At 73.3% G+C, this 17,959-nt stretch carries 18 protein-coding genes; 9 read left to right on the top strand and 9 right to left on the bottom strand.

Annotated elements, in window-relative coordinates; all coding sequences use genetic code 11:
• On the bottom strand, nucleotides 1-1,176 hold the full coding sequence (sucC, locus tag FXF68_RS38995) for an ADP-forming succinate--CoA ligase subunit beta (RefSeq protein WP_148767859.1): 1,176 nt from the start codon (nucleotides 1,174-1,176) through the stop codon (nucleotides 1-3).
• 299 nt (nucleotides 1,177-1,475) lie between these two features.
• On the opposite strand from sucC, the gene FXF68_RS38990 reads away from it, so the two are divergent.
• Nucleotides 1,476-3,062 (top strand): glycoside hydrolase family 15 protein, encoded by a 1,587-nt coding sequence (locus tag FXF68_RS38990; protein ID WP_246179187.1) that lies wholly within the window; start codon nucleotides 1,476-1,478, stop codon nucleotides 3,060-3,062.
• A 10-nt stretch (nucleotides 3,063-3,072) separates the two neighbouring features.
• Here FXF68_RS38990 and FXF68_RS38985 read toward each other — a convergent pair whose 3' ends face one another.
• Nucleotides 3,073-3,618: a GNAT family N-acetyltransferase gene (locus tag FXF68_RS38985; protein ID WP_148767858.1), complete on the bottom strand. Its 546-nt coding sequence runs from the start codon at nucleotides 3,616-3,618 to the stop codon at nucleotides 3,073-3,075.
• A 106-nt stretch (nucleotides 3,619-3,724) separates the two neighbouring features.
• On the opposite strand from FXF68_RS38985, the gene FXF68_RS38980 reads away from it, so the two are divergent.
• Entirely contained in the window at nucleotides 3,725-4,216 is a 492-nt protein-coding gene (locus tag FXF68_RS38980) for a MaoC family dehydratase (protein WP_148767857.1), read from the top strand.
• Here FXF68_RS38980 and pcrA read toward each other — a convergent pair.
• A complete protein-coding gene (gene pcrA, locus FXF68_RS38975) occupies nucleotides 4,213-6,516 on the bottom strand; it encodes a DNA helicase PcrA (RefSeq protein WP_187438338.1) in 2,304 nt (767 codons plus the stop codon). The genes FXF68_RS38980 and pcrA overlap by 4 nt on opposite strands.
• Nucleotides 6,517-6,815: 299 nt before the next feature.
• Between pcrA and FXF68_RS38970 the strand changes: the two genes are divergently transcribed.
• Nucleotides 6,816-8,285 carry a gluzincin family metallopeptidase gene (locus FXF68_RS38970; RefSeq protein WP_148767856.1) on the top strand — a complete coding sequence of 490 codons (1,470 nt, stop codon included), beginning with the start codon at nucleotides 6,816-6,818 and terminating at the stop codon, nucleotides 8,283-8,285.
• An 80-nt stretch (nucleotides 8,286-8,365) separates the two neighbouring features.
• Nucleotides 8,366-8,671 carry a protealysin inhibitor emfourin gene (locus FXF68_RS38965; protein WP_148767855.1) on the top strand — a complete coding sequence of 102 codons (306 nt, stop codon included), beginning with the start codon at nucleotides 8,366-8,368 and terminating at the stop codon, nucleotides 8,669-8,671.
• A gap of 10 nt (nucleotides 8,672-8,681) precedes the next feature.
• Here FXF68_RS38965 and dhaM read toward each other — a convergent pair whose 3' ends face one another.
• The 3 genes from dhaM to dhaK are packed head-to-tail and all read right to left on the bottom strand — an operon-like array spanning nucleotide 8,682 to nucleotide 10,689.
• Nucleotides 8,682-9,068 carry a dihydroxyacetone kinase phosphoryl donor subunit DhaM gene (gene dhaM / locus FXF68_RS38960; protein WP_222870303.1) on the bottom strand — a complete coding sequence of 129 codons (387 nt, stop codon included), beginning with the start codon at nucleotides 9,066-9,068 and terminating at the stop codon, nucleotides 8,682-8,684.
• 2 nt (nucleotides 9,069-9,070) lie between these two features.
• Nucleotides 9,071-9,697 (bottom strand): dihydroxyacetone kinase subunit DhaL, encoded by a 627-nt coding sequence (dhaL, locus tag FXF68_RS38955; RefSeq protein WP_148767854.1) that lies wholly within the window; start codon nucleotides 9,695-9,697, stop codon nucleotides 9,071-9,073.
• Complete coding sequence (gene dhaK, locus FXF68_RS38950) at nucleotides 9,694-10,689, bottom strand: dihydroxyacetone kinase subunit DhaK (protein WP_148767853.1); 996 nt, start codon at nucleotides 10,687-10,689, stop codon at nucleotides 9,694-9,696. The genes dhaL and dhaK overlap by 4 nt, the downstream gene beginning before the upstream one ends.
• Before the next feature lie 197 nt (nucleotides 10,690-10,886).
• Between dhaK and FXF68_RS38945 the strand changes: the two genes are divergently transcribed.
• The 3 genes from FXF68_RS38945 (at nucleotide 10,887) to FXF68_RS38935 (ending at nucleotide 13,124) form a co-directional block, all read left to right on the top strand.
• On the top strand, nucleotides 10,887-11,570 hold the full coding sequence (locus FXF68_RS38945; RefSeq protein WP_148767960.1) for a PIG-L deacetylase family protein: 684 nt from the start codon (nucleotides 10,887-10,889) through the stop codon (nucleotides 11,568-11,570).
• Nucleotides 11,571-11,707: 137 nt separating this feature from the next.
• Nucleotides 11,708-12,169: an SRPBCC family protein gene (locus FXF68_RS38940; protein ID WP_148767852.1), complete on the top strand. Its 462-nt coding sequence runs from the start codon at nucleotides 11,708-11,710 to the stop codon at nucleotides 12,167-12,169.
• 52 nt (nucleotides 12,170-12,221) lie between these two features.
• Nucleotides 12,222-13,124, top strand: coding sequence for a serine hydrolase (locus tag FXF68_RS38935; RefSeq protein WP_148767851.1), 903 nt, complete (start codon nucleotides 12,222-12,224; stop codon nucleotides 13,122-13,124).
• A gap of 126 nt (nucleotides 13,125-13,250) precedes the next feature.
• On the opposite strand, the gene FXF68_RS38930 is transcribed toward FXF68_RS38935, so the two are convergent.
• The 3 genes from FXF68_RS38930 to FXF68_RS38920 all read right to left on the bottom strand — a co-directional run bounded on the left by FXF68_RS38930 (nucleotide 13,251) and on the right by FXF68_RS38920 (nucleotide 16,148).
• On the bottom strand, nucleotides 13,251-14,072 hold the full coding sequence (locus FXF68_RS38930) for a DUF4190 domain-containing protein (RefSeq protein ID WP_148767850.1): 822 nt from the start codon (nucleotides 14,070-14,072) through the stop codon (nucleotides 13,251-13,253).
• A 147-nt stretch (nucleotides 14,073-14,219) separates the two neighbouring features.
• Nucleotides 14,220-14,861: a LuxR C-terminal-related transcriptional regulator gene (locus FXF68_RS38925; protein WP_148767849.1), complete on the bottom strand. Its 642-nt coding sequence runs from the start codon at nucleotides 14,859-14,861 to the stop codon at nucleotides 14,220-14,222.
• A 45-nt stretch (nucleotides 14,862-14,906) separates the two neighbouring features.
• Complete coding sequence (locus FXF68_RS38920; protein ID WP_148767848.1) at nucleotides 14,907-16,148, bottom strand: ATP-binding protein; 1,242 nt, start codon at nucleotides 16,146-16,148, stop codon at nucleotides 14,907-14,909.
• Between the two features lie 149 nt (nucleotides 16,149-16,297).
• Here FXF68_RS38920 and FXF68_RS38915 point away from each other — a divergent pair, with 149 nt between their 5' ends.
• Together FXF68_RS38915 and FXF68_RS38910 are read left to right on the top strand one after the other, a co-directional pair.
• Complete coding sequence (locus FXF68_RS38915) at nucleotides 16,298-17,635, top strand: PspC domain-containing protein (protein ID WP_148767847.1); 1,338 nt, start codon at nucleotides 16,298-16,300, stop codon at nucleotides 17,633-17,635.
• Nucleotides 17,628-17,885: a hypothetical protein gene (locus FXF68_RS38910; RefSeq protein WP_148767846.1), complete on the top strand. Its 258-nt coding sequence runs from the start codon at nucleotides 17,628-17,630 to the stop codon at nucleotides 17,883-17,885. Before FXF68_RS38915 ends, FXF68_RS38910 begins: the two co-directional genes overlap by 8 nt.
• Nucleotides 17,886-17,959 lie beyond the last annotated feature (74 nt).

The raw sequence follows: 17,959 nt of genomic DNA, 5'->3' as shown, positions 1-17,959 counted from the left end.
TCATGCACCTGCCGCGAGTTCGGCGGCGCGCGAGGCCGCGTCGTCCATGGTGTCGACCTGCTGGACGCCGGGCAGCGCCGCGTCATTGAGGATCTTGCGTCCGAGCTCGGCGTTGTTGCCGTCCAGCCGGACGACCAGCGGGCGGTTGACGGTCTCGCCGCGGTCGGCCAGCAGCTGGTACGCCGACACGATGCCGTTGGCGACCGCGTCGCAGGCCGTGATCCCGCCGAAGACGTTCACGAACACCGACTTGACGGCCGCGTCGGACAGGACGATCTCCAGCCCGTTCGCCATGACCTCGGCGGACGCGCCGCCGCCGATGTCGAGGAAGTTCGCGGGCTTCTGCCCGCCGAACTTCTCGCCCGCGTAGGCGACGACGTCCAGCGTGGACATGACGAGGCCCGCGCCGTTGCCGATGATGCCGACGCTGCCGTCGAGCTTGACGTAGTTGAGGTCCTTGGCCTTCGCCGCGGCCTCCAGGGGGTCGGCGGCGGCCTTGTCCTCGAACTTGTCGTGGTCCTGGCGGAACGCGGCGTTGTCGTCCAGGGAGACCTTGCCGTCGAGGGCCTTCACCTCGCCGCCGGCGGTGAGGATCATCGGGTTGACCTCGACCAGGGAGGCGTCCTCGTCGAGGAACACGGCCCACAGCCGCTCGATCAGCTCGGCGGCGCCGTCCAGGGCCTCCTGCGGGAGCCGCCCCCGCTCGGCGATCTCGCGGGCCTTGGCGCGGTCGACGCCGTCCAGCGGGGAGACCGGCACCATCGCGAGCCGGTCGTGCGGCACCTCCTCGATCTCCACGCCGCCCTCGACGGAGCAGATGGAGAGGAAGGTGCGGTTGGCCCGGTCGAGCAGGAAGGAGAAGTAGTACTCCTGCGCGATCGCGCTGCCCTCCTCGACGAGGACCTTGTGGACCGTGTGGCCCTTGATGTCCATGCCGAGGATCTGTTCGGCGAGCGCTTGCGCCTCGTCCGCCGAGTCGGCCAGCTTCACGCCGCCGGCCTTGCCGCGGCCCCCGGTCTTCACCTGGGCCTTGACCACGACCTTCGAGCTCCCCGCGGCGAACAGCTCCGCCGCGATGTCCCGGGCTTCCTGGGGAGTATGGGCGACCTTGCCGGTGGGCACCGGTACCCCGTACTCGGCGAAGAGTTCCTTCGCCTGATGTTCAAACAGGTCCACGAGGCGTCCTTTTTGCGGATCGACAGCCGAATGACCACAACGAGTGGGGGTTACACGGGTGTCCGTGCGGCCGGCACTCTGCGGTCCGCTCCGTCGATGCAGCCTAGTCAACCCTCTTCCGTGATGAGGCCGCCGGGTCCCGTTGTCAGCGAGTGTTACCAAACCGCGGGTGTGTCCCCCCTAGGGGGAGGGCACGAGTGGCACGTGAGGAGGATGAACCGAATGACGTAGTTTGATGTACTTATTTTCGCTGCGACGATGAAGAGCGGGCGGCGGCAGCGGTAAAGGGGGGCGAACACATGGCGATGGCGGAGGAGCGTGACGCGCCCGCCGCGCCCGCCGACGCGCCCGTCCCCGCCCCGGCCGCCTCCGTCGAGGCGGCCGTTCTCGTCCCGCCGCCGACGCGGCCGGAGAGGTCCGAGCGGCGGCGCCCCCCGGCGGGCGGACGGACCCGGCGGCGCGCGGGCGCGCGCACGATCCGCCGCGTCACCGCCCTGCTCATCGCCGCCGCGATGGTCGCGACCGCGGGCGCGAACGTGCCGGACGGCGGCGGCTCCGGCTGGGCGAGCCCGGGGCTCGTCGGCGGGGGCGGCTGGCCGTTCACGAGCGTCCCGCTGTCGCCCGACCAGGGCGACGGCGCCTCCTACCTGCCGGGCAGCTCCGTCGTCCGGCTCGCGGACGGGCGCGTCCGGCTGATGCCGGCCGGCGGGGAGACGCCGATCACCGTCGACCCGTCCGACCCGAGGGTCGCGCGGGCGGTGCGGTCCGACAACGCCTGGCTGGCGTCGGGCGGCGTCCCGACCGGCGGGCCCGACCCGGCCACCGGGGCCGACCGGGGCTACCGCGACATGGCCGCGCGGGCGCTGCTCGACCTGCGGCTGCTGACCCGTCCGAACGGGGCGTCGCTCGCGTCCTGGTACGCCCAGTGGCGGTACTGCTGGCCGCGCGACTCGGCGTTCGCCGTCGCCGCGTTCACCGTCACCGGGCATCCGGCGGAGGCGCGGCGGGTGCTGCGGTTCCTGGCCCGCGCGCAGAACGAGAGCGGCATGTGGGCCGCCCGCTACAACCCGGACGGGACGGCCGTCGCCGACGGCCGCGCCCCGCAGCTCGACTCGCTCGGCTGGGTGCTGTGGGCGACGTGGTTCTTCAGCGTCCAGGCCCGGTCGTCCGACGCCCGCTGGGACATGCCGGGCGACCTGTGGCCGATGGTGCTGCGCGCCGCCGACCACCTGTCCCGGACGCTGGACGCCGAGGGCCTGCCGCCCGCCTCGTCCGACTACTGGGAGCGCGACCACCGGCGCGAGCGCGACCCGCGCCGCCCGACCCTCGGCGTCGTCGGCCCCGTGCTCGCGGGCCTGCGCTCGGCGGCCGACCTCGCGCGGACGCGCGGCGAGTCCGCCAAGGCCGCCGAGTGGCGGCGCGCCGCCCAGCGCGTGTCGGACGCCGTGGCCAGGCAGTTCGCCCCCTACGGGTATCCGCGCTCGCCCGTCCCGCACGGCTCGATGGACACCTCGGTCACCTTCATCGCGCCGCCGTTCGCGCCCGCCGACGCGACCGTGACCGCCGCGATCGCCAAGGCGCAGGCGAGGCAGAAGCTGCCGAACGGGGGCGTCCTGCCGGGCGAGGGCTGGTCCGGCAACCCGGACGTCGCCTGGACGCCCGAGACCGCCCTGTTCGGCCTGAACGCCGCCGCGTCCGGCCGGACGGACGAGGCGGCCACCTGGCTGAGCTGGCTCTCCGCGAACCGCACGTCGATCGGCGTCCTGCCGGAGAAGGTCGGCGCGACCGGCAGGCCGGCGGGCCCGGCGCCGCTCGGCTGGACGGCGTCGATCGTCCTGCTCGGCCTGACGGCGATCGAACGGCCGCTGCCCGTCCCGCCGCCCTAACGCCGCCGGATCAGGCGGAGTGCCACTCGTCGGCGAGGACGGCCCAGATCTCGACGTCCCGCCGGGTGCCGCCGAGCAGGTACGACTCCCGCAGGACGCCCTCGCGCGTCATCCCGAGCCGCCGCGCCACCGCCGAGCTGGACGTGTTGCGCCGGTCGCAGTGCCACTCGACCCGGTGCATCCCGCGCGCCCCGAACGTCCAGTCGATCATGTGCCGGGCGGCCGTCGTGATCAGCCCGCGGCCGCGCGCCTCGGCCGCCAGCCACACGCCCAGCTCGCACACCCCCATCGCGGCGTCGAACGTGCGGAACAGCGTGCCGCCCTGGAGGACGCCGTCCGTCCAGATGCCGTAGATGCGGCCCGCGTCCCTCGCCTGCTTCTCCGCGTAGGAGTCGAGGTAGGCGCGGGCGGTGGCCTCGTCCACGATCAGCCGCCCCCACGGGATGTACTCGACGATGTCGTCGCGGACCCGCGCCACGTGCTCGGCGAACTCGGCGGCCTGCCACGGCTCCAGCGGGCGCAGCTCGGCGTCGTCGGCGAGCCTGTGAGCGAACATGGGGCCTCCCGGGGGTTATGGACTGACCGTCTGCCGTATACCGTATGGCCGATTTCAGCCGCTCCCGGTCGCGTGATCGCCGGGCGGACCCGGCATCCTGGGACGCATGACGATCAGCACGCGGGCCCTCGGCGGCGACTTCCCCACGCCCATCACCGACCGCTACTTCGAGGACTACGAGACCGGCGCGACGTACGAGTACGGGCACGTCACGCTCACCGAGGACGAGATCGTCGAGTTCGCCCGCCGGTTCGACCCGCAGCCCATCCACATCGACCCGGACTTCGCCGCCACCGGCCCGTTCAAGGGCATCATCGCGAGCGGCTGGCACACTGGCTCGATCATGATGCGGCTGTTCGCGGACCACTTCCTGTCGCGGGTGGCGAGCCTCGCCTCCCCGGGCGTGGACGAGCTGCGCTGGCCCGCGCCCGTCCGTCCGGGCGACACGCTGCGGCTGCGCGTCGCCGTCCTGGAGGCGCGGGCGTCGCGGTCCAAGCCGGACCGGGGCATCGTCCGCACCCGCGCCGAGCTGCTCAACCAGGACGACCAGACCGTCCTGCACACGCTCCCCGCGAACCTGCTGGCGCGGCGGCCCTAAAGCTTCTCGATGGTGGCGTAGCGCAGGACGAGCGTCCGGACGCCGTACTCGCCGCCGAAGTCGACGCTCGCCTTCTGCCCGTCGTCGTACACGGACACGACCGTGCCGAGCCCGAAGGCGTCGTGGGTGACCTTGTCGCCGGGCGACAGCGACGGGACGGGACGGTTCCCCGGCGAGCGCACCCCCGGCCGGGCCGCGATCCGCGACATGGCCGACCCGGACGTCGAGGACGCCTCCCGCTCCCACTCGACCAGCGGCCGCGGCACCTCGCCGAGGAACCGGGACGGCGGGTTCACCTGCGGCGCGCCCCACGAGCTGCGCATCGCGGCCCGCGAGACGTAGAGCCGCTGCCGCGCCCGCGTGATGCCGACGTAGGCGAGGCGGCGCTCCTCTTCGAGCTCCTTGGGGTTGCTCATGGCGCGCAGGTGCGGGAAGACGCCGTCCTCCATGCCGGTGAGGAAGACGACGGGGAATTCGAGGCCCTTGGCCGTGTGCAGCGTCATCAGCGTGACGACGCCGTCGTCGGTCTGCTCCGGCTGCTCGCCGGGCGGGACGGGCCCGCCCTTCGCGCCGCCGGGGATCGAGTCGGCGTCGGCGACCAGCGCGACCTGCTCCAGGAACTCGGGCAGCCTGCCCTCGGCGGGCTCGCCGTCGAGGCGCTCCTCGAACTCGCGGGCGACGGCCTCCAGCTCCTGGAGGTTCTCGATGCGGGTCTCGTCCTGCGGGTCCTTGGACGCCTGGAGCTCGGCGAGGTAGCCGCTGGCCTTGAGCACCTCCGCGACCAGGTCGGCGGGGGTGAGGGTCTCGGCGGCGGCGCGCAGCTCGTCCAGCAGGGCGACGAAGTCGCGGACGGCGTTGAGCGAGCGGGTGGCCAGGCCGGGCACCTCGTCCGGGACGCGGAGCGCCTGCCAGAACGACATGCGCTCGCGGGACGCGTACGCCTCCACGCACGCCTCGGCGCGGTCGCCGATGCCGCGCTTCGGCACGTTCAGGATGCGGCGGAGCGAGACGGCGTCCTCGGGGTTGGCGAGGCAGCGCAGGTAGGCGAGCGCGTCGCGGATCTCCTTGCGCTCGTAGAACCGGACGCCGCCGACGACCTTGTACGGCAGCCCGACGCGGATGAACACTTCCTCGAAGACACGGGACTGCGCGTTGGTGCGGTAGAACACGGCGACGTCGCCCGGACGGGCCTCGCCGTCGTCGGACAGCCGGTCGACCTCGCGGGCGACGAACGCGGCCTCGTCGTGCTCGTTGTCGGCCACATAGCCGACGATCTTGTGCCCCTCGCCCTGGTCGGACCAGAGCTTCTTCGGCTTGCGGTCGGCGTTGCGCTCGATGACCGCGTTCGCGGCCGACAGGATCGTCTGCGTGGAGCGGTAGTTCTGCTCAAGCAGGATCGTCGTCGCGTCGGGGTAGTCGCGCTCGAACTCCAGGATGTTGCGGATCGTGGCGCCGCGGAACGCGTAGATCGACTGGTCGGCGTCGCCGACGACGCACAGCTCGGCCGCGCCGACCCCCTCCACCTGCTCCTCCTGGGGGGACGCCCCCCCAGACCCCCCGGCAACCGAGATGGGGGCGGTCAGCTCGCGCACCAGCTCGTACTGCGCGTGGTTGGTGTCCTGGTACTCGTCGACGAGGACGTGCCGGAACCTGCGCCGGTAGTGCTCGGCGGCCTCCGGGAAGACCTGGAGCAGGTTGACCGTGAGCATGATCAGGTCGTCGAAGTCCATGGCGCCGGCCTGCTGGAGCCGCGCCTGGTACATCTCGTACGCCTCGGCGAGCGTCTGCTCCATGTGCGTGGACGCCCGCGCCTTGAACGTCTCGTAGTCGATCAGCTCGTTCTTCAGGTTCGACACCTGCGCGCTGAACGACTTCGGCGGGTACCGCTTCGGGTCGAGGTCGAGCTCGCGGCAGACGAGCGCCATCAGCCGGTTCGCGTCGGCCTGGTCGTAGATCGAGAACGTCGTCGGGAAGCCGAGCCGCTTGGCCTCGCGCCGCAGGATGCGCACGCACGCCGAGTGGAACGTCATCACCCACATGGCGCGCGAGCGGGGCCCGACCAGGGCGTCCACCCGCTCCTTCATCTCGGCCGCGGCCTTGTTCGTGAAGGTGATCGCGAGGATCTGGCCGGGATGGACGTCGCGCTCGCCGAGCAGGTGCGCGATCCGGTGCGTGAGTACCCGCGTCTTGCCGGAGCCCGCGCCCGCGACGATCAGCAGGGGGCCGCCGGAGTGCAGGACGGCCTCGCGCTGCTGCGGGTTGAGGCCGTCGAGCAAGGGGTTGGCTTCGGTCTTCGACATCATGTGCGAGTCTACGGCGCGCGGCCGACGTTTTCGGCGTCCCGCCGATCCTCGTGCGTGGCAGGACGTCCACCAAGGTCACCAGTCCGGATGAGGACAACCGGGTCAGGAAACCCCTTTCCCGCTTGACTCGGTCTTGTGACCAGCGGAGCGTGAATCGAGGGGAGAGGTTCGCGTCCCGCGCCGGGGACGCGACGGCCCGGAGCTTCCACGACCGGATCACTTCGGTGCCGCACGCCCTCCCGCGACCGCGTAGGGCCAGCAGGGGTCCACGCACGGTGATGGGAAAGGTGGAGTCGATGACGGTCCACCAGGAGCAGTCCCACCTATCGCAAGGCCGTCCGGCAGGGGGAACGGAGGTCCCCGAAGCGCATGCCGGACGGCTCGCGCCGCGGTTCCGAGTCGAAGGGGCGGCCGAGGCCGACACCCGTCCGGTCGAGCGGCCGGTGCCGATCCCGGTGCCGACCCCGACCGGGCACAGGTTCCTCATCTACAAGCAGGACCCGTCCGTGACCGAGCTGGGGGTCAGGCCGGTGTTCGTCCCGACGGTCGTGCTCAACGGCCCGGCGGACGCCCGCGTCCAGACCGACCTGTCCGGGGTCACGCCGGTCGCCCGCAACGCCGGGGGCGACTTCATCTTCACGCCCAACACGCCGCAGTTCGACTGCGCGCACGCCTTCGCGGTCGTCCGGCAGACGCTCGCGATGTACGAAAGGCACAACGGCGGGAACCCGATCCCGTTCGCGTGGAACGTGAACGGCAACACCGACCGCATCACGGTGTTCCCCCACGCGGGGACGGGCGCGAACGCGTTCTACACCAGGACGTCCAAGGCGCTGAAGTTCCTCTTCTTCACGCCGCAGGGCCAGCCGCCGTCGAACGTGGTGTTCACGTGCCGGTCGCTGGACATCGTCTCCCACGAGACGGGCCACGCGATCCTGGACGGGCTCAAGCCCGGCTGGCTGTCGGCGGGCAACCCGCCGCAGACGGGCGGCCTGCACGAGTCGTTCGGCGACCTGACCGCGATCTTCCTGACGCTGGCGCAGCCGGACCAGGCGGAGGCGTTCGTCGCGCTCACCAAGGCCAACCTGCACGACAAGTCGTTCCTGCCCGCGCTCGCCGAGGAGTTCGGCAGGGCGCTCGGCATGTCGACCGGCCTCCGCAACGCCGACAACGACCTCACGCTGAGCCAGGTCAGCAACGAGGTCCACGCGATCTCGCAGGTGTTCACCGGCGCGGTGTACGACGTGCTGGCCGACGTCTACGCGTTCGAGCTCGGGCGCAGGCGGCGCACCGAGGACCCGACGATCGTGCTGATCGACGTGGCGGCGCGGCTGTGCCGGCTGCTGTTCGACGCGATCGTGGCGTCCCCGGCGACCGGCGCCAGGTACGTGGACGTCGCGAACAAGCTGCTCCAGGTCTCGGCGGGCCGCGGCGACCCCGCGATCTACCGGACGTTCATCCGCAACCGGTTCGCCGTCCGCGAGATCACGACGGCCCCGACCCCGCTGACCGACCTGATGAGCGGGGTGATGCGGATGTCCGACGCCGAGTACACCGGCGACGGGCAGGACGTCACCGAGGTCGAGGCGCACGACGAGCTGTCCGCGAGCCTGCGCGCCGAGCAGGACAGGTCGCGCTGCTGCGGCACGATGCAGATGCCCGAGTACCAGTTCGTCCCGCCGGAGCGGCTGGCCAAGCGGGGCCCGCTGGAGGACGATGACATCCTCCGAGGCGAACTCGACGAGCTGCGCCGCGCGTTCAAGTAGCGCAGGGTCGAGCAGCACGGGGTCGAGCAGCACAGGGTCGAGCAGCACAGGGTCGAGATGGTGGGAAGGCGGCGGGCGGAATGCGCGTGAAGGTCGAGAGCACCGGCGGTTTCACCGGCCGGGACACCGTCGTCGCGCAGTACGACACCGCCGACCTTCCCGCCGCGCGGGCCGGGCGCGTCCGCGCGGCGGTCGACGCCCTCGCCGCCGCGCGCGAGCGCGGCGACGAGGGCGAGATCGGCGCGGACCTCCCGGCCTACCGCATCACCGTCTCCGGCGCCGACGCCGCCGGGGAGCCCCGCGTGTACGAGGTGCGCGGCGACCCGACGGCGGGCGCGCCGTCCGTCCTCGGCGACCTCCTGCCGGAACCGGGGCCGGACGGCTGACCGCCTCGGCTCAGCGCGTCTTGCGGTGCTCGAACGCGGACTCGGCGGCGGCGTGGACGGTCGCGAGGTCCGCGCCGGTCGCGGCCATGGACGCGGCCGCCACCGCGCCCTCGACCAGCGGCGCGTCCGCGAGGAGCAGGTCGTCGCGTTCGGCGTCCTCGATCAGCGTCCGGGCGGTGAGGACGGAGCTGCCGAGGTCCGCGAGCAGGAGAACGCCGTCGCCGCCGTCCGCCGCCGCGACGGCGGCCTCGGCCAGGTCGATGCTGGTGCCGAGCCCGCCCTCGGAGTCGCCTCCGGCGGGCTCGACGACGGCCTGCCCGACGCCCATCGCGCGGGCCACCTCGGCGACGCCCTCCGCGAGCGTGCGGCTGTGCGAGATGATCACGATCCCGACCACGGTCAGCCCTCCCCCGTGACGTCCGCGAGGGCGCCCAGGATCAGGGCCGTGGACGCCGCGCCGGGGTCCAGGTGCCCGACGCTGCGCGCCCCGAGGTAGCTCGCCCGCCCCTTCCGCGCCTGCATCGGGACGGTCTCCTCCGCCCCCTTCGCCGCCGCGTCGGCGGCGGCGCGCACGCATCCGGCGAGGCCGGAGCCGTCCGCGAGCGCCGCGTCGTAGGCGTCGGCGGCGGGGCCGAGCGCGTCGACCATCGTCTTGTCGCCCCGCTCGGCCTTGCCGAGTTCCTGGATGCCGTCGAGCGCGGCGCGGAGCGCGGCCCCGAGGGCGGCGGCGTCGACCTCCTCGGCGTCGCCGAGGGCCTTGCCCGCGCGGCGGAGCGCCGTCCCGTAGAGCGGGCCGGACGCGCCGCCCGTCTTCGACACGATCGCCCGCCCCGCCGCGATCAGCACCTTCCCGGGTGGGACGTCGTCGCCGGGGAGCGCTCCAACGGCGGCGCGGAAGCCCCGGTCGAGGTTGTGGCCGTGGTCGCCGTCGCCGATGTCCGCGTCCAGGCGGGAGAGGCGGTCGGCGTCGGCGGTGACCAGCTCGGCGGCGTGCCTGATCCAGTCCGCGAGGTCGGCGCTCCTCATCGTCCCCACCGGAGCCCGGGGGTCTCGACGGGCGCGTCCCACAGCCGGACCAGCTCGGGCGTCGCCCGGCACACGCTGATCATGCAGCCCGCCATCTCCAGGCTCGTGACGTACGGTCCGACCAGCGGCCGGACGACGGTCGCGCCGTGCCCGGCGAGCCATTCGGCCGCCGCCGCGTAGGCGACGTACTGCTCGATCAGCGGCGTCCCGCCCATGCCGTTCACGAGCACGAGCACCTCGGAGCCGGACAGCGGCATGTCCGCGTCGATCGCGGTCAGCGCGGCGTCCACGATCTCCGTCGCGGTGCCGATCCCGACGCGCTCGCGGCCCGGCTCGCCGTGGATGCCGATACCGAGCTCCATCTCGTCCTCGCCCAGCTCGAACGTCGGCGTCCCGGCGGCGGGAACGGTGACCGACGACAGCGCCACCCCGAACGACCGGCTGCGCTCGTTCACCTCGCGCGCCACGGCGGCGACGGCGTCGAGCGCCGTGCCCTCCTCGGCCAGCGCGCCCGCGATCTTCTCGACGAAGAGGGTGGCGCCGGTGCCCCGCCGCCCGGCGGTGAACGTGCTGTCCTCGACGGCGACGTCGTCGTCGACGAGCACGGTCGCGACCTCGATGTCCTCGTCCTCCGCCAGCTCGGCGGCGAGCTGGAAGTTCATGACGTCGCCGGTGTAGTTCTTGACGATCAGGAGCACGCCCGCGCCGCCGTTCACCGCCATCGTCGCGGCGATGATCTGGTCCGGCACCGGGGACGTGAACACCTCGCCGCAGCAGGCGGCGTCCAGCATCCCGTGGCCGACGAAACCGGCGTGCAGCGGCTCGTGCCCGGACCCGCCGCCCGACACCAGGCCGACCTTCCCGGCGCGCGGCGCGTCCCCGCGCACGACCGTCCCGCTCCCCGGATCGACGCGCAGCGAGGGATGCGCGGCGGCGAGGCCGCGCAGCGCGTCGGAGACCACGTCCGCCGGGGCGTTGATGAGTTTGCGCATGTCTCAGCTCTACCCTGGCTAACGCCAGCATCCCAGACCTAATCCCCGATCTTCCTACGAAACACCAGATAGTGCGCACATCGCCGGTGGCGTCGGCCAGGCCGGGGGGCCGGTCACGCGAACTGTTCACAGACTTTATCGTTGAAGCCGTGACCACTGTTCTGGACGACGGCGAGCTGCGGCGGATCCTGGTAGTCATGGCACACCCCGACGACGTCGACTTCGGCGCGGCGGGCACGATCGCGGGCTGGACGGACCGCGGCATCGAGGTCGTGTACCTCATGGTCACCGACGGCGACGCGGGCGGCTTCGACGACGACGTCACCCGCGCCGAGATGGCGGCGCTGCGCCGCGACGAGCAGCGCGCGGCGGCCAAGTGCGTCGGGGTCGGCGACGTCCGCTGGCTCGGCTACTCCGACGGCAGGGTCGAGGCGACGCTCGACCTGCGCCGCGACATCGCCCGCGAGATCCGCCGGGTGCGGCCCGACCGGGTCCTGATGCCGAGTCCCGAGCGCAACTACGAGCGGATCCACCCGAGCCACCCCGACCACCGGGCGGTGGGCTCGGCCGCGCTCGACGCCGTCTACCCGGACGCGCGCAACCCCTACGCCTTCCCGGAGCTCCTCGCCGACGAGGGCCTCGAAGCCTGGACGGCCCGCGAGGTCTGGCTGAGCGGCGGCCCGTCCGTGAACCACTACGTCGACATCACCGCGCACTTCGACCGGAAGCTGAACGCGCTGCGCGCCCACGCCAGCCAGACCGCCCACATGGGCGACGGCCTGCCGGCGATGCTGCGCGGCTGGCTGTCCGCGAACGCCGCCGCCGCGGGGTTCCCCGAGGGACGCCTCGCCGAGGCATTTCAGGTCGTCGACACCGCTTGACGAAACCGCGTGAAGATTACGCATGAAACGGCTTGAACCAGTATTGAGACCTCACGGTCCAAATACATTCCCTCACATGCCGTAATCGTCCCCAGTCCGGGCATGTGGCCCTCTGTGACAGGACACGGGGGGTCGTCATGCCGCATGAGATCGAGGCCACCGCCACGTCCAGGGCCGCGCCCGACGTGATCTTCAAGCACCTCTGCGTGGCGGAGAGCTGGGACGAGTGGGGCGGGTTCTGGGTGCGGGCCGCGCGGCGGGAGGAAGCGGGCACCGAGCATCCGAACGGGATCGGGGCCGTCCGGCGGGTCCGGCCGCGCCGCGAGGAGGTCGTCGCCTGGGACCCGCCCCGCCACTACGGCTACGTCGTGCTGACCGGGCCGCCGCCGCGCGGGCTCCGCGCGGACGTGACCCTCGAACCGCACGCCGCCGGGACGACGCTGATCCGCTGGCGCGGCGCGTTCGACGGGTTCCCGGGCACCGGGCCGTTCACGCGGGCGGTGCTGCGGCGCAGGCTCCGCGCCTACGCGCGCCGGGTCGCGCTGCACGCCGAGCGCTGCGAGCCGGGCTGCCCGGCCCGCCTTCCGGGCGCGCTCTAGCCCGTCCGGCACCACCCCTCACCGGGGAAGTCGCACGAATTCGGGGGGATCGATGCGACGTCACATCATCGTGCTCGCCGTCGCGGCGGGCGCCACGGCACTGGGCGTCACCGCCCACCGGGTCGTCACGCACGAGCCGGAGCGGGAGGGCGTCGTCGCGGGCGCGACGGAGTCGGCGCGGGCGGCGGCGGCCAAGCGCGGGACGGCGATGTCGAACCTGCGCCCGTTCGACGCGGCGGCGCTGCGGCAGAGCGTCCGCGCGTACGTGGGGGGACGTCCGGGCAAGGCCGGGGTCATGGCCACCGACCTGCGCACCGGGCTGTCCTTCGGGGAGAACGAGAAGGGCGACTTCGTCACGGCGAGCGTCATGAAGGTCGACATCCTGGCGAGCCTCGTCCTGCAACGGCAGGGCGGGCGGCGGAGCCTGCCGGGCGACCAGCGCGAGCTGGCCGGGCACATGATCCGCGAGAGCGACAACTCGGCGGCGGACGCGCTGTACTCCGCCGCCGGGGGCAGCGACGGCGTCCGGCGGGCGAACCAGCGGCTCGGGCTGCGCGACACGACGCCGTTCGCCGGGTCATGGGGTTCGTCGCTGACCAGCCCGTCCGACCAGGTGCTGCTGCTGCGGACCCTGGTGTCGGAGACGAGCCCGATCGGCGCGCCGGGACGCGGCTACATCCTCGGCCTGATGGGCTCGGTGCTGCGCGAGCAGGCGTGGGGGGTCAGCGCGGCGGCGCGCCCCGGGGAGCGGGTGGCGCTCAAGAACGGCTGGACGCCCGTCTACCACCAGGGGCACGGCTGGGCGGTGAACAGCGTGGGCCGCATCACCGGCCCGGACCACGACTTCCTCGTCGCCGTGTGCAGCGGCGACAGCCCGACGATGGAGGCGGGCGTCGCGACGGTCGAGCACATGGCGGCCATGGTCGTTGGAACGCTCCGCACCTCACGGCCGTGATCGCCCACGGCCGTGGTCGTAGTCGCGGTCGGGGTCATGGTCGCGGTCATGGTCGGGGTCGCGGTCATGGTCGGGGTCACGGCCGCGGACCGGGGCGGCGGGCCGGCCGCCCAGCGGGCCCGGCCGTCAGGCGTGCAGCTTGCGGGTGAGCTTCTTGCCCTCGGTGGCGGCCACGGCGACGCAGGTCACCTCGCGGTCACCGGCCCGCCACGAGTCGGCGGTCGGGTAGTAGTAGGAGGTCGCGAGCCCGTTCCGCGCCGGGTCGCGGTTGATCCGGGGCGCCATCAGCCGCTTGCACTGGGCCGAGGCGACCGTGGCCATCGTCTTGTCGGTGGGCATGCCGCCGTCGGGAAGCTTGAAGACGGCCATCACCTCGCCGTCGTGCGGCCCGTTGCACGGGACGATCTTCACGCTCTCCACCTCGACCGGCTCGCCCGTCGCGGTGGTGTTCGACGAGCCCTGGTCGTCGTTGATGCAGTCGCCCGCCTTCATCTTCTTCGCGTCGATCTTCTGCGGCTTCGTCGCGGACGTGGTGGGCGACTTCCCGCCGGTCGTGGACGAGCCGTCCCCGCGCAGCGCGTAGATCGCGATGCCGCCGACGAGCCACAGGCACGACAGGACGATGCCCGCGATCGCGAGCCCGCGCCCCTTCGCGCCGGTCCGCGAGATGTTCCGCAGCGCGACGAACCCGAGGACGAGGCCGACGATGCCGAAGCAGCCGAGGAGCCCGGTCACGAACGCGGCGATCGCGAGCCCGCTGGTCTTGCCGCCGGCCGGCGCGCCGTGCGACGGCGACGGCGGCGGCGGGCCGTAGCCGGACCCTCCGCCGGGGCCGCCGGGCATGGGCGGAGGCGGCGGGGGCGGCGGCGCGGAATAGGGCGACTGCTTGCTCAGATCCGGCTGGCCGGGTACCGGCGGCGGATTATTACCGGGCGGTGGATACGTCATGAAGAGGGACTGTTGCACACCCCGGCGCGCTCAACGATCATCATGACCAGAATCGGATATGACGATTTGCTCACACTTGTCCAAATACAGGTTTACCAGCGGAAGTGCAGTGGGCATTAGTCACTGTTGGCCTCGGGCGAGTCGATCTCAGACCAGGCGGCGGGCGGCGGCCCACCGCGACAGCTCGTGCCGGTTCGACAGTTGCAGCTTCCGCAGCACGCTGCTGACGTGCGTCTCGACCGTCTTCACCGAGATGAACAGCTCCTTCGCGATCTCCTTGTAGGCGTAGCCGCGGGCGATCAGGCGCAGGACGTCCCGCTCCCGCTGGGTGATCTGGTCCAGCTCGGGGTCGACGGCCGGGACGTCGGTCGCGGCGAACGCGTCCAGCACGAAGCCCGCGAGCCGCGGCGAGAAGACCGCGTCGCCGTCCGCGACCCGTCCGATCGCGTCGGTCAGCTCGGGCCCGGAGATCGTCTTCGTGACGTAGCCGCGGGCGCCGCCCCGGACGACGCCGATCACGTCCTCGGCCGCGTCCGACACCGACAGCGCCAGGAACTTCGACGGGACGGACCCGTGCAGCCGCCGCAGCACCTCGATCCCCCCGCCGCCCGGCAGGTGGACGTCCAGCAGCACCACGTCCGGCCGCGCCGCCTTGATCACCGAAACGGCCTCGTCGACGTCGCCCGCCTCCCCGACGATCTCGACCCCGCCGCCCAACTCGGCCTTGACACCCGTCCGGAACATCTGGTGGTCGTCCACCAGCACGACCTTCTTCAACGCCTCACTCATGCTGTGCTCCTTCGAGGGGGGACGACCTCCCGCGAGTCGCTCCGCTCACGATTTCTTCATCTCCAAACGCACTTCCGTGCCCTCGCCCGGCGCGGTGCGGACGGTGGCCTTGCCGCCGTTGCGCTCCATACGTCCGATGATGGACCCCCGGACGCCCATCCGGTCGTCCGGGACCTGGTCCAGGTCGAACCCCTTGCCCCGGTCCCGAACGAAGATCGCGATCTCGTCGCCCTCGACCTCCGCGTACACCGACACCGACGGCGCCTCCGCGTACTTCGCGGCGTTCACCATCGCCTCCCGCGCGGCCTGGAGCGCGGCGCCGAGCCGCTCGTCCAGCGCGGTGTCGCCGACGCAGACGATCTCGATCGGGACGCCGTGGTCGTCCTCCACCTCCCCCGCGACCTCCCGGATCGCGGCGGCGAACGTCTGGTCGGGGTCGGCGCGCGGCTGGTAGAGCCAGGTCCGCAGCGTCCGCTCCTGGGACCGGGCGAGCCGCTGCACCTCCCGCGTGTCGTGCGCGTTCCGCTGGATGAGGGTCAGCGTGTGCAGCACCGAGTCGTGGATGTGCGCGGCCAGCTCGGCGCGCTCCTGGGAGCGGATGCGCTCGTGCCGCTCGGCGTCGAGGTCCTGCCAGAGCCGCACCACCCACGGTGTCACGATCACCGCGACCCCGGTGAGGATGATCAGCATCGCGATGACGACCGAGCGAGCCTGCGCGGCCTCCACCTTCTGCGCCACGAAGCCGCCGATGCCGCCGACGACGAGCAGCAGCCCGAGCAGGCTGCGCAGCCACCGCTGGCGGAGCGGGAGCGTCCAGCGCTGCCGCTGGTCGCGGTCGGCCTGCTGCCAGAGGATCGCGGCGCCGACGCCGCCGACCGCGAACGGCCACAGCGCGAACTGGAGGAGCCCGCCGCCCGCGCCCCACGGCAGCGCGACCAGGCCGAGCATGACGGCGCTGTAGGCGAGGAGCTGGCCCCAGTCGCGTCCGGTGCGCCGTCCGGCCTCCTGCTCCGGCCGCTCCGCCTTCGGGACGAGCAGCCAGAACGCGGCGTACGCGGCGAAGCCGAGCCCGCTCGCCATGGTGAGCAGCACGAACGCGACGCGGACGATCAGCACGTCCACGCCGAGGTGCCCGGCGAGGCCGCGGGCCACCCCCGCGACGAGCTTGCCCTCCGCCGCCCGCTCCAGCCGGCGCGGCGGGTCGGACGGCCCGGGCACCGGCGCGGCGGGCGCGGGCGGGGGCGCCGCCGACGCTCCGCCCGGCCGTCCGGCCGCCTCCTCGCTCATCGCCGCCCTTCCCAAGGTTCTCCCACGTCACCGATCGTCACACGGCCGCCGGTGATCCGCATCAGGGGCGGACCCCCGGCTTGGCTCAGGGTCGGATCAGGGACCTCCCGGATACCCCGGGCCGGGCCCGGCACGCCACCATTGCTGGCATGGACACCGGACAGGCCGGAACAGAAACGGGCGCCACCGCCGCCGGCGGCGGACACGCCACCACCTACGACCGGATGGCGCGCGACGCGGACCGCCGCGTGCTGGCGGGCGTGTGCACCGGACTCGGCCGGTATTCCGGCATCGACCCCGTCGTCTTCCGCGTGGGGTTCGCGGTCCTCGTCCTCGCGCACGGGCAGGGCGTCCTGCTCTACGTCGCGGCGGTGCTGCTGATGCCGGGGAAGCCGGGCGAGTCGTCGCTCGCGGAGCAGTTCTTCAAGCGCTGGTTCGACGCGCAGGCCGTCCTCTCGATCCTCGGCGCGCTGCTGGCCGCGGGCGTCGTGTTCAGCGTGTTCGGCGGGCTGTCCGCGGACGCGATCGCCGTCCTGGTGGTGTGCGGGCTGGTGCTGCTGGTGGCGCGCTCGCGCGGCGTCGACCTGGTGGCGGCCGCGCGGTCGGTGCCGGAGCGGCTCACCGGGCACCCGCCGGAGCCGGCCGCCTGGGGGACGCGCTCGGAGTCCGTCCCGGCCGGCGGCGTCTCCCTCTACAAGGACGGGCCGCCCGCGGACACGCCGCCCGGCGTCCTCCCCGGGGGGATGATCGATCTGGCCGCGTACGGGACGGCGCGGGCCGAGGCCCAGGCGCGGGCGGACGCGGAGCCCGCCGTGGAGCCCGCCTCGGAGCCCGCCGTGGAGCGCGGCCCCGTGAAGCGGCGGCGGGGCGAGCGGGGCGCCTCGCCGGTCACCGCGATCGCGCTGCTCGCCGCGATGGCCGCCGGGGCCGCGATGATCCCGGTCGCCGACCGGTACCCGGCCCCGGACTCCTGGCTGATCGTCATGGCGCCCGCGCTCGCCGTCATCGGGTTCGGGCTCGTCCTCGGCGGCTGGGTCCGCACCCGCGGCCTCGCCACCGCCGGGACGGTCCTGACCCTCGCGCTGCTGTCCACGTCGGTCGCGGGCGAGGCGCCGAGGAACGCCGAGTACGGCGAGATCGAGTGGCGGCCGACCGACGTCGCGCAGACGAACCAGGTGTACCGGGTCGGCGTCGGGCAGGGCGAGCTGAACCTCACCGCGCTGCCGATGGCCGCCGGTGAGCGGGTCTCGATCGACGCCCGGGTGGCGCTCGGCGGGCTGCGGGTGACGGTGCCACCGACCGCGCGCGTCCTGCTGGACGCCCGGATCTCGCTCGGCGACCTGCGGATCGGGGAGCGGACGACGAGCGGGCCGTACGCCAGGGCCGTCCAGACGCTGGAGCCGGAGGTCAGGGGGACCGGCGAGCCGCCGGTGATCGTCCTGCGGATCCGCGGGAAGGTCGGGGACGTGGACGTGCGCCGTGGCTGACCCCCGCGACCCCGCGCGCCGCGACCCCGAACACGGCGAGCCCGCGCGCGGCGGGCGCCGCCGGTTCGACCCGGCCGGGCCCGTCACCGGGCTGTTCTTCCTCGCCCTCGCGGGCGTGTTCCTCGCCGACGGCCTCTCGGACGGGCGTCCGCTCGGCGCGACGGTCCTGGTCCCGGTGGTGCTGATCGGGCTCGGCCTGGTCGGGACGGTCCGGGTGCTGACCCGCGGGCGCCGCCGCGACCTCCGCTGACGTCCCCGCGGGCCGCCCGGCCGCGCCGCGTCGACGCCGAGTAGCCTGACCCCGACGGCAAGTGACCGGCGGGA

This window comes from Actinomadura decatromicini, assembly GCF_008121305.1.
In the GTDB taxonomy this organism is placed as follows: Bacteria; Actinomycetota; Actinomycetes; order Streptosporangiales; family Streptosporangiaceae; genus Spirillospora; species Spirillospora syzygii.
Note: the sequence above shows the minus strand (reverse complement) of the source record. Positions and strands in the feature narration are given on the sequence as shown.